Annotated in this window: 13 protein-coding genes; 5 read left to right on the top strand and 8 right to left on the bottom strand. The window is 55.1% G+C overall.

What is annotated here, in order from left to right; all coding sequences use genetic code 11:
- Positions 1-39: 39 nt before the first annotated feature.
- The 4 genes from EUZ85_RS15375 to EUZ85_RS15360 all read right to left on the bottom strand — a co-directional run bounded on the left by EUZ85_RS15375 (position 40) and on the right by EUZ85_RS15360 (position 4,008).
- Complete coding sequence (locus tag EUZ85_RS15375; protein ID WP_127970126.1) at positions 40-1,899, bottom strand: cellulase family glycosylhydrolase; 1,860 nt, start codon at positions 1,897-1,899, stop codon at positions 40-42.
- Positions 1,900-2,287: 388 nt separating this feature from the next.
- Positions 2,288-2,563: a hypothetical protein gene (locus EUZ85_RS15370; protein ID WP_011397705.1), complete on the bottom strand. Its 276-nt coding sequence runs from the start codon at positions 2,561-2,563 to the stop codon at positions 2,288-2,290.
- Between the two features lie 122 nt (positions 2,564-2,685).
- Entirely contained in the window at positions 2,686-3,006 is a 321-nt protein-coding gene (locus EUZ85_RS15365; protein ID WP_127970125.1) for a hypothetical protein, read from the bottom strand.
- 102 nt (positions 3,007-3,108) lie between these two features.
- A complete protein-coding gene (locus EUZ85_RS15360) occupies positions 3,109-4,008 on the bottom strand; it encodes a S1/P1 nuclease (RefSeq protein WP_164887256.1) in 900 nt (299 codons plus the stop codon).
- Between the two features lie 71 nt (positions 4,009-4,079).
- Between EUZ85_RS15360 and EUZ85_RS15355 the strand changes: the two genes are divergently transcribed.
- From EUZ85_RS15355 to EUZ85_RS15335, 5 genes are all read left to right on the top strand, one after another.
- Positions 4,080-4,307: a hypothetical protein gene (locus EUZ85_RS15355; RefSeq protein ID WP_127970123.1), complete on the top strand. Its 228-nt coding sequence runs from the start codon at positions 4,080-4,082 to the stop codon at positions 4,305-4,307.
- A 127-nt stretch (positions 4,308-4,434) separates the two neighbouring features.
- On the top strand, positions 4,435-5,553 hold the full coding sequence (locus EUZ85_RS15350; RefSeq protein WP_127970122.1) for a hypothetical protein: 1,119 nt from the start codon (positions 4,435-4,437) through the stop codon (positions 5,551-5,553).
- A 167-nt stretch (positions 5,554-5,720) separates the two neighbouring features.
- Positions 5,721-7,973: a TonB-dependent siderophore receptor gene (locus EUZ85_RS15345; RefSeq protein ID WP_127970121.1), complete on the top strand. Its 2,253-nt coding sequence runs from the start codon at positions 5,721-5,723 to the stop codon at positions 7,971-7,973.
- A gap of 14 nt (positions 7,974-7,987) precedes the next feature.
- A complete protein-coding gene (locus EUZ85_RS15340; protein WP_127970120.1) occupies positions 7,988-8,935 on the top strand; it encodes a hypothetical protein in 948 nt (315 codons plus the stop codon).
- Positions 8,932-10,911 (top strand): ATP-binding protein, encoded by a 1,980-nt coding sequence (locus EUZ85_RS15335; protein WP_127970119.1) that lies wholly within the window; start codon positions 8,932-8,934, stop codon positions 10,909-10,911. The genes EUZ85_RS15340 and EUZ85_RS15335 overlap by 4 nt, the downstream gene beginning before the upstream one ends.
- 21 nt (positions 10,912-10,932) lie before the next feature.
- Here the strand turns inward: EUZ85_RS15335 and gorA are convergent, their stop codons facing one another.
- The 4 genes from gorA to gspL form a co-directional block, all read right to left on the bottom strand.
- Positions 10,933-12,279, bottom strand: coding sequence for a glutathione-disulfide reductase (gorA, locus tag EUZ85_RS15330; protein WP_127970118.1), 1,347 nt, complete (start codon positions 12,277-12,279; stop codon positions 10,933-10,935).
- A 58-nt stretch (positions 12,280-12,337) separates the two neighbouring features.
- Positions 12,338-12,964: an N-acetyltransferase gene (locus tag EUZ85_RS15325; protein ID WP_127970117.1), complete on the bottom strand. Its 627-nt coding sequence runs from the start codon at positions 12,962-12,964 to the stop codon at positions 12,338-12,340.
- A 377-nt stretch (positions 12,965-13,341) separates the two neighbouring features.
- On the bottom strand, positions 13,342-13,857 hold the full coding sequence (gene gspM / locus EUZ85_RS15320; RefSeq protein WP_241567046.1) for a type II secretion system protein GspM: 516 nt from the start codon (positions 13,855-13,857) through the stop codon (positions 13,342-13,344).
- A 12-nt stretch (positions 13,858-13,869) separates the two neighbouring features.
- Positions 13,870-15,159 (bottom strand): type II secretion system protein GspL, encoded by a 1,290-nt coding sequence (gspL, locus tag EUZ85_RS15315; RefSeq protein ID WP_127970115.1) that lies wholly within the window; start codon positions 15,157-15,159, stop codon positions 13,870-13,872.
- Position 15,160: the final 1 nt, after the last annotated feature.

Below are 15,160 nucleotides of genomic sequence, written 5' to 3'. Positions count from 1 at the left end.
CCATGCGACAACGGGGGCGTCATATCAGACGGACTTCCCTTATTTTTGCCCTTTAGTGATCTTGAACCAGTTCAGGTTCCAGCCGCCTGCAGGGGCGTAGATGCCGAAACGCTGTTTACCAGCTTCAAGCGTCACCTGATGCTTAATGGTTTTCCAGCTCTGCCAGCCGCCGGTATTCGGTACATCAACGCTGCCATACACCACATCGCCACCGGCTTTCTCGAACTGCAACACGCCGCCGCCATACAGACTCGCCACACGATACTCCACGGTATACACGCCGCTTTCTGGAATATCGACCTCTGGGTAGGACATCCAGTCATTGGCGTCGATGTAGCCCACATTTTTGCCGCCGCCTGCGTCACTGGTGTTCTCCAGTTCCACGCCGCTCATGACCAGGTAATCTTCCGCCTGTACAGTAATAGCGTTCGGCGCCGGGCCGCCTTTTTGGGTGACGTCAAACCAGTTGAGATTGAACCCACCGGACACCGCCGCCAGTCCAATTCGTTGTTCACCCGCACTCAACTGAACGTCGAGTGAAATCGTTTTCCAGTTTTGCCAGCCGCCCGTGGCTGGAATATCGATAGAGCCGTACACTGGCGAACCACCCGCTTTCTCTGCTTGTAAAATACCGCCTCCGTTCAGACTCGCCACCCGGTAGGAAAGCGTGTAAACCCCATCGCTCGGCACGTTAATTTTATACGTCATCCAGTCGCCGGAATCGATATAGCCAAGGTTCTGGCCACCGCCTGCGTCAGAGGTATTTTCCTTTTCGACGCCTTCCATTTCACAGTAGTTTTCCGCCTGCACCTTGCCAGGCACGGAGACTGATCCGCAATCTGGACCAGGTCCTGGGTCATCGCCGCCAGGAATGGGGTCAGAGCTTTGGATGATGGATTTCACCAGCTTACCGGAAGGCGTCAGGTTTCCATCATTCCAACCACCGGTTCCACTAGCCCCGGGCCAGAACGTTGAGGCGCCTTCAGCTTTGTCATTCAGCGCCCAGTTGGCGTGACTGATGCCGTGATTACGCATGAAATCAACCCAGGCCCAGGTTTCGCCTTCATTCACGCCACCGTCGCCGCTTGCGTCTACGGTTCCCCACTCCGTTACAAACAGAGCAATGCCGTTGTTCATGGCGCTTTGCGCTTTATCTCGCAGCCATTGTTTATGGGTTCCCGCATAGAAGTGCAGCGTATAAGCGATATTGTTTTTGCGGATGGGGTCCCAAGAGGCTTCTTCCACTTCCTGCGACCACTGGCGAGTCCCGACGATAATCAGATTATCCGGGTCAATTTGGCGGATAGCGTCAATTACCGACTCAGCGTAGGGCTTGATCACGCCGCTCCAGGACACATCCAACGGCTCGTTATAGACCTCGTAAATAACGTTGTTTTTGTCACCGTAGCGGCGCGCCATGTCCTGGAAAAACTCAATAGCTTCGCTCTTGTACTGATGAGCGTGGTGAGAGTGCCAGTCGATGATGACGTACATATCGTTAGCGATGGCGGCGTCCACCACGGAGATGACTTTATTGCGATTGCCTTCGCGGTCCTGTAAATAACCGCCGCCTTCATCCACGCCCATGGCGGCGCGCACAATGCTGGATTTCCAGTCGTTTTTGATGGAGCCTACCGCGCCGGAGTTATAAAAACGCTCCCCTCCCCAGCCGTTATTGCTCCAAAACAGGCTGTTGCCTCCCAGACTGACTTGATTACCGCCACTGACCACTTTATTGCCCTGCACCGATAGCGGCGGCACAGCATGAGCCAAAGTCGCGCAGCCGAACAACAAACCGAATATGAAAACGTTTTCATTTCGACGCCAATTTTTACCAAGACGTTTTTTCAATGCGCCCTCCAACAGTCTGGAAAGCCTTCTTTCTGATCTCTTGCTCATAGTGATTTCCTGGATTCTTGTTGCTGTGGGCCAGAGCCGGCATGCAGGACCCGCCTCCGGTCTCCCTGACGCCTTCTCGAAATACATCCTTTTTCTGAAGACGTTGGAGAATTTTTAAGCGAATGCGACGACGGGGTCAATCCCCCAATTTGCTTATCGTTTTCATCCTAATGGCGGGTGACGCCAATTTAAACGTTTGCGCGCACCTGGCGAGTAAACGACACTTAAACACATTTAAAATTTGTACTATGACAACTCTGTTTTTGTTTAACTGAGGCGCATTTATTTTGTTGTTTGCCCAGCTCAGGTATGCACCAGACGAAAAGCTAAGAACGAACGCCTTCGTTAGGCGTTCGTGAGAGGAGATAAGTGATTGGTATGAGGTAGATCAGGCGTTGAGGCTTTTAAACAGTCGACGCGCCTCGGTGTAGGCGGAGCCCTGGCCGTCCACCAGCACTTTGTCCGAGCGCAGCAGGGTCAAAACCTGCTCTGGTATATTGTCCTGCCCTATTTCCGCAATCAGGTTATCGATTGCTTTTCTGAATCCGTCGCGCACTTGCGCCGCCTTTTCCGGCGAGGCGTCCGTCCAGTGTATTCCCTTATCGTTATACATCGCCATTGATCCTAACAGACCGATGATTTTTTCCTGTTCTTCAATATTCATCAAACAAATCCTGGTGTCGTACTAATCAAAAACAACCTGAACTACGATAAGCGTCCGTCGCCGGAAATCTCCGTAACAATTCTCGGAAGAACAGCATTACAGCGGAGATAAACGGACGGCTTTCATTCGTGGTCGGGCACAATATGCACTATGCTCTCTTCCTGCAAGACGCCCAACACGGTTTCCGCTAAAAAACGGGCCCTCAGTTTGGTGATTTCTTTCAGAAGCGGCTCCTGCAGCGTCTCGTCGATTCCTTTCACTTCCGTCGCGGCGGTTTTGACGTAAACCTCCGCAAGACTTTTCAACGCGGCAAGATGTGGTTTGATACGAGGATCGGTCAGGCTCAATTCCAAGCCGTGTGCCTCATTGATCTCATGGAAGAAATAGCGGAGGACGTCTTCTGGAGAAACATTGTCCTTGCGAAAGCTGATTACTACCCCCATCGATACATCTCCTTACGGGTTGCGCCGTTGTTTACTTCCATTCTATGCAGATTCGCAAGCGGCTGGGAACCATGCTGACCCGCTGCGCCCTCGTCTTTTGGTCTAATCCGCCTGCGTCTGATTCTGGTTGGACGCCAACAGTTGGTTCAGAACCGCGCCTAAGCGTACGCCCGCCTGATAGAGACGCATTTCAGCAATAGGGTATTCCAGCGCCAGCTCTTTTTTGCTCCATTCGGAGCCTTGGGTTGGCAGCGATGCATAGACTTTTCGGGTAATGGCGAGCGACTCATTCGCCCAGCTCTCCGCATCCTGCAGCGTCAGCGCAGTCACCGCCTCGCCCTGATGCTTGCCGCGTACTTTCTTGCCGGCCTTGCGCCAATCTCGGGGCAAGCCTGACTCAGGGATATTCACATCCCACAGGCGGTGTAAATTGGTTTCTTCGCCAGCGACGTTATAGACAACCTTGTTGCCGCCGCGATCATCGCCATAAGACACATGCAGGGGCTGATGAATATCGCCAATAAAATGCCCGATAAACATCAACGCCTGCGCAGGCGTGGCCTGATAATCCGGGCGCGGTTTGCCTCTCAGGGCGTCCGCGTAGGCGTTGAGCGCCGTCAGCACGCAGCCTTTGCTTTGACAATCCTTAGCGGCGGACACCTCAGTGGCGGCGCGCTCGACATTCACATAGTGATAGGAGCCTGTATGCTTGAACTCTTTTTCCGATCTGACTTGATCCGGCCACAGGCAGGCTTCCGCGAAAGTACGCTTGCCGGCCTGCTGCAACAGCTTCTGCACCTGATCCCGCGCCACTGGAGACAATTCCTTCCAGGCGACGTCACACACGACACGGTGCCCCAGCTCGCCCCATGCCCAGGCGGAGGTGGGCGAAAGCGCCAGCGCCGTCATGACGACCATTGCTCGCCAGTTGAACCGGCGTCCGCCAATCAACCTCAACACGGACAACATCTGTTCTCTTTTCATGGCTAACTTCGCATTCATAAAACTGTTCATCATCCTGTCATAAACGGCGGATTAAGATGCCGCGATTTCCGCCTATCTGTGCGTCATCTATGAAAGTGGTACATTGGACTTACATCATTCTCGCATCCGCCTTGCTGATTGTTGGCGCAGTGCTTCTTCCATTGCCCATTCCTCTGGGACTGCCGCTGATTTTTATCGCGCTGACCGTTCTGGCGCGTTATTCGCCCAAGTTCAGGGCGCTGCTGCGCAAGCTTTCGCGAAAATACGCCTTTCTGCGCCGTTTTGTACGACGAGGGAGACTTGATCACAAGCCCTAACGCTTCCATAAGTTACCGTAAAACAATACATTAGCCTAGGGTCTGTTGTGGTTTCCGCGTTATAGGCAGGCCAAGAATACACTTCGCGCCGGTTGCGTATAAATTTCACTGCTGACACTATTTGGATATGCGTAACTTTAGAATTACCCTCGTCATCCGTTTTATTGCATTAGTGCTGCTGATGTCTCTTTCACCAGTAAGAAGCGCCATCGCGGACGCCCAACTGGAGCGTTGGACGGAAGCCGTCAGACAGACGCCATACCGATACAGCCTCAACTTTTACGGCAATCTGAGCATCATTCGCACCTGGGTTTTGTTATCCACCGGATTTTGCGAAAAGCCTGACCGGCACATCCTGTTCGACAACCAGGGCATCTTCAAAGGCTATCTGAACAATCGGGATGATGAAGCCGACACCCAGCAGGCCATCAACCAGCTGCGTAAAAAGCTGGCGGCCAAACAGAAGGAGCCCTTCTGGGCGGAAGGTTCATTGAATGACGCCGGTTACCCCTTCGCGCTCGCCTGCGACCAGCCCCACGTCGATCTGCAGGAGTCCGCGTCCCGCATGTTGGGGCCGGATAAAGACGTATTAATCTGGGGCTCCTGGGACGGCTTAAAAGTCGGCGACAAGGATAAGCCGGTTCCACTATACAAAGCCTTCATCGACATTTACGAAACACGCAAAGCCCAGGGACGCTATAGTTTCCCGGACTCCATCATGCGGGAAATCCTCGGCCAGGTTTTGATCGAAAGCGGCGGATTGAAAAACAGCCGCTCCGTCGCCAACGCCAATGGCATCATGCAATTGCGCACCACCGTTCTGAAGGATTGCGGCATACCCAAGGAATATTACCTGCATCGCATGGCGCAGATTGACTGTGCGTTGAAGCTGTATCAGCAGAATCATCGCAATCTGGAAGAGCCTTTTAACGCCTTGTTCGGCAAGCTGCCGGAGAAGAAACGCAACGCCTTGTACGGCCTGTTACTGATTCAGGCTTACCACGGCGGCGTCGGCCGTATTACACGCTTGCTGAATGACGAGGACCTGAACCAGAGCGCCCTGTATTTCAGTAGCCACCACCAAAGCTATAGCGCGGAAGATATTGCGCTGGGCATGGTGTATCACAATATGGGCAGGGATCATTTCGGGCTGGCGTCGCTATTCTATTTGGTGGACGTCGCGATTGCATCGGACAAACTTTGTGCGCATAAGGCGCTAAAAAACCTTAAATATTGCGCCGGATGATTTTCTAAGGTAAAAGTCAGCTTTGTCAGCAGCGATTCCTCCTCACCGACAACCTGGGGGGCGACGGAAACGCAGGGCCGGAAACGACGCCGGCTTGATCTAGCAGGGAGCGGACGAATAAGAACAAGACACCGGGAAACCTCATACCACACAACTAGACATATCATATGCGGTTGATAACTGTCCGAGCGACCAAAGAGCGACGCGGTCTGTCTGCGCTTGTTTTAGCTTGCGCCAGCTCTCTCGCCCATGCCGTCGAAAGCTCTTCACAGAACGATATGCTGGCGGCGGCCGATATATCCATGACGGACTGGCAGTCCGCCGAGATTCCGGTGGTGCTGACCCCGGCCCGACTCAAACAACCCCGCTCGGAAACTCCCGCGACCGTAACAGTTCTGGATGCGGAGTTACTGCATCGACTTGGCGTACGCAATCTGCACGACGCCTTTCGTCTGGTTCCCGGCATGACCGTCGGGTCCGTATCCTCCAACCTTCCTTCCGTCAGCTACCATGGCACCAACGCCAACGAACAGCGCCGCCTGCAGGTGCTGGTGGATGGACGGTCCGTCTACAACCCCAACCTGGCGGACGTGGACTGGCTCAATATTCCGGTCGCCCTGGAAGATATCGCGCGCATTGAAATCACCCGTGGCCCTAACGCCGCCGCTTATGGCGCCAATTCATTCCTGGCTATCGTCAACATTATCACCAGGCATCCCTATGACACACACGGGACCTCCCTCACCTACTGGGACGGCAGCAATGGCTACAATCGCTATCACGCCAGCTACGGCGGAGGCGGCGACACCCTCAACTACCGTGTTTCCGTGAATGGCAAGCAGGACGATGGTTTTGATCGCCGCGCCAATGGCGAGCCCTTTATCGACAGCTACGATCTGGACGGATTTAACCTTTCCGCCAATGTGCAACTGGGACCCAGAGACATCCTGCAAGTGCAAGCCGGTCTGTTGAACGGCGACCATGAATATCACCCAGATACCGGCGACGGCCAGACCAGCGTCCCTGATTCCGACGAACGCGACCGTTTCGTCTCTGTAAACTGGCGGCGGGAAGTGAACGCCAATCACTTTTTTCAAGTTCAGGCTTATGCGCATCGACGTATCCGGCGGCAGGACTGGACCAACTGCAATCACCCCATTTTGTTCAGCGACAATCTGTCCGCCCTGTATGCGGCCAATCAACGTTTCGGCTCCATTCTGATCGGCGCCAACGGCGCAACCCTGGCTGAGATCTACGCCAACATTGTCTCCGGGCCGGGCTCGGGGCTTGGCTCTGCGGAAGACGACGCGATCGCCCGCACGCTTATTGAAGAAATGTCCGCCAGCGATCCCGACGCCATCGTCTGCGGCAGAATTAACCTGGACATCGCCGAAACCCGTCAGGACATCGAGCTGCAGGACACTTACACCTTTTCCGATGAAGTCAGGCTGGTGTCCGGTTTGAGCTTTCGTAAAGACAGTTTTTACTCAGAAACTTACTTCAACGGCGGCGATGATAACTATCTGCAACGGGCGTTTTTCAATCTGGAATACCGCCCTCAGCCGGACCTCGGCTTCAACCTGGGCGGCATGGCGGAGCATGATCAGGCTAACGGCGGTTATTTCTCCCCCCGGGGCGCCATGTTCTACCATCTGACGCCTAACCAGACGTTGCGTCTGGTGGTTTCCCATGCCGTGCGCACACCTGACACCTATGAGCAGTCCGTCGCCTGGAGCTTCGTCGCCAGGGATCTGGACCCGCCGCTGGATGGCGAGACCGAAGCCCGCAGTTTTCTGATCCGGTCGCCGGGAGGGCTGGATAACGAAAAAATCGTGTCCCGCGAAATCGGCTATTACCTCAACTACCCGGAATGGGGTCTGGAAACGGACATCAAGGTGTTCCGCGACAATATGTGGGACTTGATCAGCGCGCCGTTGCAGTATTTTTCCTTCGAGCCGGAAAACAATCTCAAGATCGAGCAAACCGGCCTCGAAATCGAAACCACCTACTCTCCCTCCTTGCGCGACACCCTCAGAGCGACCTACGCTTACTTGGATCAGGATGAGGAATACACCGGCTCCGTGACGGACTTTTACACCGCCTATACCAGTTTTGACGTCAGTCGTTTGTTCCAGATCGAGTCTCGCATGTCAGCGCGCCACAGCGGCAGTTTCGCCTGGCTGCGACGGATCAACGACCGATTTGATGCGGCGACGGCCTATTACCTGGCTGACGCCATCGGCGACTATGTCTACGAACGCGCCGATTTGACTGTCAGTTATCACCGCCGCCTGGGTCGCGGCCAAATGGAGCTATCCGCAAAACTGGAACATTATCTGAGCGATGACCCGATTATGTACCGCGACAACGTCCTGGACGACCGCACCCATTTGTTCCTGTCCGCGAACCTGAAGTTTTGAGGCGGTGACCAGGGATGGCCGGTATTATCTCATCGTTAGCCCTCTCTCTCGCCGCTTCCCGGCGCTACGCCATCTGGGCCGCCTTGACGCTGGCGCTGTCTCTCTCCGCCGCCGCGGGCGCGCAGGAATTCAGTCTGAAAGTCTATGTGGCGGGACCGGAGAGAACGCCGATCGCCGCCAAATTCCTGGAGGAATTCAAAGCGCTGTCTCCCGCGCCCTGGCGCGCGGAGTTCATCAGCGACGCCAATATTCACTTTTCTACATTGGACAACGACGCCGTCATTCTGGCGCTGGGCGAGCGGGCCTTACAGCAAAGTCTGGCGGGGGCCAAAGGGCAACTGGTGGTCGGTTTGTTCGTCAGCCGCAGCGACTATCTGAGATTAACCCGGGAATACCCCGACGCAACGCCACATACCGCTATCTTTTTGGATGCGCCACTGCAGCGCCAGGCGCGACTGGCGGGTTTGATACTGCCCACCGCCCGTACGGCGGGGGTGCTCAGCGCCCAGCCATTAACGGATCTGCCCGCCACGCTGGTGGCCGGGCAACTGCTCAGCAATTATCCCTTATCCCAATATGAAAGCGCGCAGCGCATGCTCAGCGCCGCACTGGACAATACGGACTATCTGCTGGGCATTCTGGATACTGACGTCTTCAACGGGTCGCAGATCAAGCACATATTGCTCACCGCCTACCGTCACAATCGCTTTTTGATCGGCCCGTCTCTCTCTTTCGTCAAAGCGGGCGCGCTCGCCACCACTTATTCAACCAGCGCCGACTTCGCCCGTCAGACGACGGAAATAGTCCAGCGCTATCTTACTGACAAAAAGCCAGCTCCGGCGGAGCATTCCCGCTACTTTTCCGTCGCCGTCAACATCCAGGTGGCGCGCTCGCTGAATTTAATCATTCCCGATGCCTACGAGTTGCAGCATCGCCTGGAAATGTCAGAGGCTGAACAATGAAACGCGGTTTTCAAGACTGGAGCGTTTACAAAAAATCCTTACTGCTCGGCCTGCTGCCCAGCGGCTTGATGTTTGCGTGCCTGGTTTTCTTCTTCACCACCGTGCGGCTCAGCGAAGCCCGTAGCGACCTGATCGCGCGGGGACAACTGATCGCCGACCAGCTCGCCCCGGCGGTGGAGTATGACGTCATCTCCGGCAACACCGGCGCCCTGGAGAAGCTGCTTGGCAAAGTCGCGCAATCGCCGCTGGTGCACCACATCACCATTCACGACTCTTTTGGCAACCTGATGGCGGAAATCGACGGGGCAGGACGCAAACTGGCCGACGCCGACGAAACGCCCATCGTGCTGTCTGCGGATATTCTGCAGTCGCAAATCGAACTAGAGAACGACGCCTTCGCCAGTTTCTCCAGCGAGTTCCAGTTCACCACCGGCCCTTCGCGGATCGGCAAAGTGGAAGTCGCTATTACTGAAAGCGTCATCATCGAGGGGCAACACCGGATTATCTACAGCTCTTTCACTGTGGCCGCCCTGCTCATGTTCCTCACCTATCTGCTAATCCGGAATATGGCCCGCTCCATCGCCAATCCCATTGAGCAGCTCACCGCCGGCGTGGAGCTGATTAAAAACGGCGACTACCGCACCCGGGCGCCGGACATCAGAGGGCTGGAGCTGAGCCGATTACGGGACAGCATCAACCAGCTTGCGGTGGCGCTGGAAAAAGCCAGCTTAGAGCAAACCGAGCACCTGGGAATGATCGAGACCGCCCGCAACGAAGCCGAAAGCGCCAGCAAAGCCAAGAGTGAGTTTCTGGCTATTATGAGCCACGAGTTGCGTACCCCCATGAACGGCGTACTGGGTATGTTGCAGCTATTGCAGGAAACCCAGCAGGACGAGGAACAGAAGGAATATACCCATGTCGCCATGCGCTCCACGGAACACTTGATCGCTATCATCGACGATATTCTGGACTTCTCCAAAATTGAGCGCGGACGTCTTTCCATCGACCCCATTGAATTCAATCTGCGCTCCTTGGTGGAGGAAACGCTCAATGCCTTTCGCCCTCAGGTCGAAGAAAAAGGCCTGTTATTGCATCAGGAGTACGAAGGCGAGCTGCAGGACGCGCTAGTCACCGCCGACCCCGCCCGCATCCGCCAGGTGCTCGCCAATTTGATTAACAACGCCATCAAGTTTACCGCGGAAGGCTATATCCGCGTGCATGCCAATTGGGAGGAAATCGGCGCAGACAAAGTCTGCTTTACCTGCGAGGTGGAGGACAGCGGCATCGGTATCGCCCCCGAACAGCAGCGTCGCATGTTCAGCTCCTTTCAACAGGCGGACCAGTCCAATTCGCGGCGCTACGGAGGAACCGGGCTGGGTCTGGCGATCGCCAAACGTCTGCTGGAATTAATGGAAGGGGAAATTTTCGTTGAAAGTGAGTCCGGCAAAGGCAGTTGCTTCAAGTTCGCGCTAACGCTGCATTATCGGCGCTCACCGGACGGCGCCAGTTGGAACGCTCCGGCAGCAGGACCGATACCGCGGTTCCAGGGTCGCGTTTTGATCGTGGAGGATAATCAGGTCAACCAGAAAGTCACCTGCGGCATCCTCAACAAGCTGGGCATAGAAACTGAAAATGCCGACAACGGCGAAGAAGCCCTGCAAAAAGTACGCGGGAGCAAATACGACCTGATCTTCATGGACTGCCAGATGCCAATCATGGACGGATATCAGGCCACCGCCAAGATCCGACAGATGGAAACCCGCGCAGGCGTCAAACCTACCCCCATTGTCGCGTTGACGGCTAACGCCCTGGAAGGCGCCGCCGACGCCTGCCGCAAGGCTGGAATGGATGATTACCTGAGCAAACCCATCAAGAAGCAACAGCTAGTGGAATGCCTGCAGACCTGGCTCGGCGAGTCCGACTCGGAAAATTCCACGCCGGAAAACGCCGCCGCCCACGGTGATGAAGATCGCTAATAGAAGCGTTCGAAGCGGCCCCTAGACGGGTTGCCGCATGGTGACGAACTCTTCCGCACTGGAAGGATGGATGCCAATGGTAGTGTCGAATATCGCCTTGGTGGCGCCAGCCCGAATCGCCACCGCCAAGCCCTGAATTATCTCTGCGGCTTCCGGGCCGACCATATGCGCACCGAGAACCACGTCAGTATCGCCATCGACGATCAGCTTCATCATGGTGCGCTCCTGATTGCCGCTGAGGGTGTTTTTCAGGGCGCGAAAGCTGGAGCGGAAGATCTTGATGTTACTGTGATTCGCCCTCGCCTCTTCTTCAGTTGGACCAATCGTAGCGACGCTCGGCTGAGAAAACACCGCTGTGGGGATGCGTTCATAATCCACCGGCACAGGATTCTCGCCAAACAGGTAGTTAGCGACGTACATACCTTCTGACAACGCCACCGGCGTAAGCTGATAACGGTCAATCACATCGCCGACGGCGAATATGCCGGGCACGTTGGTCTGGTAATCGTCATCCACCAGCACCTCGCCTCTGGCGCCCAGCTTGACGCCGCTTTCTTCCAATCCCAGTCCGGCTGTATTCGGCGTTCTACCCGTCGCATGAAGCGTTAGCCCAACCTGCAAAGTGGCGCCGGATTTGAGCTTCACTAAATAAGGCGCTGCATCGTCGTCGGTCTTGTCGATGGCGACCACATCCTCTTCCAAGTGAAGATGAATGCCTTTCTTGACGATCTCATCGTGCAAAAAGTCGCGAATATCGCCGTCGAACTTCTTCAACAGGCGCGGACCGCGATAAACCAAGTGGGTCTCTACGCCGAGACCCGCAAGTATGCCGGCGAACTCCACAGCGATATAACCGCCGCCCACCACAATCGCCTTATTCGGCAGACGCTCCAGGTAAAACATAGCGTCGGAATCCAGGCTATGTTCACAGCCCGGAAATTCAGGCGTAAACGACTTACTACCAGTCGCCACCAGAATATGTTTGGTCTGCAGCACATCGCCATTCACTTCGATCTGGTCAGGCGCTTTAATCGTCCCGCGGCCGTCAATAATCTCCACGCCGGCATTTTTGAGAAGATTCTCATAAATACCATTCAAGCGTTTGATTTCATTGTCTTTATTTTCCACCAATCGACGCCAGTTGAAGGTTGGCGCCCCCGCATCCCAACCAAAGCCCTGAGCGTCATGGAAGTCTTCACCGTAATGGGAGGCGTAGACAAACAGCTTTTTCGGCACGCAGCCTACGTTAACGCAGGTACCGCCGTAGAAACGCTCTTCGATAATGGCGACTTTCGCCCCTGACTGAGCCGCGACGCGAGCCGCCCTCACGCCCCCAGAACCGGCTCCAATAACAACTAAATCATACATTTAAAGCGCCTTATTAAGCTTTTACGTTAAGTAAATTTATAAACCGGCGGGCAGCGCTTCAGTGACAAGGTTTGAACAACACCGTTTCAGTGACGTTGCCCAAGCGCACCTCGCCCACTTTTTCATAGCCCAGTCCGAGATAGAAGCGCAGGTAACGCGCATTACCGGTATCCAGCCCTATACCGGAGGATAAAGGACTTTCCCGGCAGATGCCTTCAATCACCTGCATCAACATACGTCCGTATCCCTTACTCTGGTATTTGGGGTGCACACCAATAAAAGGCAAGTGGTGATGGGTGTCTTTCGGCAAACAGGCGTGCACCTGCTCGTGATAGTCGATATAACGTTTGGTGGAGGACAAACCCGCGGTCAGCATCATTCTGATGCGCCAGTTCAGTTGATCGGCGAGACTGAACCTGGCTTCCGGGCTGCCAATAAATGCGACCGCAACCAGCGTATCCTCATCCACCAGCCCAAGCGCATCCTGATTGTGCGCAAAGTGCAGCTCCAACCCTTCACGGATGGTGGCGCGAACTCTTTGGTCATAACCGGGGCGGGAAGAATCAAATAAATACTGAAAGGTAGGTTCATGGCGGTATGCATGAAACAGAATGGACTTTGCTTCAGACAACGCGCTTCTGTCCAAGCGCACCAAAGCAGTGTCAGCGACGAGGTCCCCAGTCATTTTATGGTCTCCTGAGAGCTAGAAAGTATCATTATTTTTATATTTGTACTTCCAAGCGCGCTGAACAGGCGTTCTACAGGCCCAAGCCGGTTAATACCGGCCAGACGCACCGTTACCCGCAGGGGTCTCTCCAGGCGCTTGCCGACTGTATTACTGCTGTCGTTCCTTTTACTGCTCCAGCATTAAAAACCACTTCCCTAATCGTTTTAACGCATGCCCAAAGAGGAATGTTCCCGCCCCTGGGCTTCGGGTTATACAACCCGCTGACGCGTCCTTGCGCCAGTCAATAAAATGGGTTCGTTATCTGAATTCTGACGAATTTTCCGGATAGCGTCAGCGGCCGATGAAAACAGCCGCATCCACTGATAATAAAGAGATTAAATGCTTAAGGAAAGCCTGGAGCTGACAACTCCGGGCGCATCGGCTTTATCTACGGTGATCTGTTCAACCGCGACGCCATAGTTCTTTTCAAGCTCGCCCAGCCACAACATCAGTTGGTTGAACGAAACTTTATCCAGCCACACATTGACCTTGTCTTCGCCGCGCGGCTCGAAGCGCTGTAACTCCAGCCCAAACTTGCGCGCACTGCTGCCGACGGTGGACAACAACGACTGACCTCCGGAAATAGAACCTTTTCCAGAGCCGCCTTGGCGCGAAGAGGCGCGCGCGCGGGCCTCGTTTTCTTTCATCCAGGTCAAAGACTCGTGCGACGCTTCCGCGCTGTTCTTTGAACTCTCGACAAAGTCCTGCACCGGAGCCCATACAAACATGTAAACACTGAACGCCGCTACGACCAGAACCATCCACTTCAGAGCAGTCTGATCACGCTGCGACAGGCCGTAAAACCAGCTCAGGCCCTTGCCCACGGCGGGGATCTTTTTAAGTTGCTGCATGCTTCCCATTGCTTAGCTCCCCTTAATGGTAATCTTGCCGCGGACGCCACTGGGCTCTTTGATCGCAGAGCCGATGTCCACCTGATAACCCGACTGCACCAGCGCCTGCTTGTAGCGATCCAGCTGGTCCAAAGAGGGGGCTTTCACTTCCACCGCGAGCTCGCCGCGCTGGTTGCTGAACTGGAGGTTGTTGAAGCCCATATTCTGCTTGCCGGGCTGCACGGACAGTTGATAGCCAGCCTCTCCCAGCAATTGTAAAAAGCCTCCGCCGCCCGTGTTGCTGGCGTTACGCAGTTTGCCTTCCATTTGTCGCTTCGGGCTACTCACGTTTTTCTCATTGGGATATAGCGAGCGGTACAGTTTGACCATTTGCTGGTCGTATTCGTCCGCCTGCTTCTGGTACATAAACCCTTGGGTCAGGTCCAGACCGACCTGAATGGCGAACCATCCCGCCGCGACCGCCGCAACAGGCCACCACTTGCCGATGCCGGACGAACCGCTGCTTTCTTTGATCGCATAGGGGCCCTGGCATAGGTTGGCGGCATGGCTGGTGTTGAAAAAGGATTCGCACAGCAAGTCGAAGGACGGTACGGAGAAAGTCTCCATTTGTACGATCGCGCCGTCAACGTGCTCGATTTGCGCCAGCAAAACGCCCAGCTTTTCTTTTTGATCTTCCGGCGTCAGCACACGGATATTCCACGCCGGCGCTTCAGCATCCTCAGAAGAAGCGCGGCTGCGCGCACAAATTTCCAGGTAGGGCAACAGGTTTTCATGATGGGTGCGCATACACACCAGTCCGGGCTGAAACAGCAACACTTCATCGCCGTCAAACAGCACCGTTAACGCGCCCTCTTCGCCTGGGCACATTTGCGCGTCCACATACATACCGTGCAGCGGAAACTCCAGCGCACTGGCGGCCTCAAACCAACGGTCCATCCGTTCCCGACGAATGACCAGCACCGGATACTCTTCCTTGCCGATACGCTCGCCGGTCACCAAATGCATGGACTCAACGTCTTCCGCAATGGCTTCTTCTATGGCGAAGGGCAACGCCTGCTGTACATAGCGCGCCTGCTTGGCGGCGACATGGGCGACCGTGAAGGTAAAATGAGAGGCGGGCAAAACATACTGCACCCAGACATCCTGCAGATCGTGCTGAGCCACCAACTGCATCAGCTCTTCGGCGTCGTCAGCCCTTCCGGAACCGATCCGCTCGCCCGTATAACTATACAACGCCCATTCCAGCGCTGTGGCGGCGGCTTGGGTGACCGGAATCGGTCTAACAAATAACTTGATGGTCATA

This window comes from Hahella sp. KA22 (genome assembly GCF_004135205.1).
Classification (GTDB): Bacteria; Pseudomonadota; Gammaproteobacteria; order Pseudomonadales; family Oleiphilaceae; genus Hahella.
This window is presented reverse-complemented; position numbering and strand designations above follow the sequence as displayed.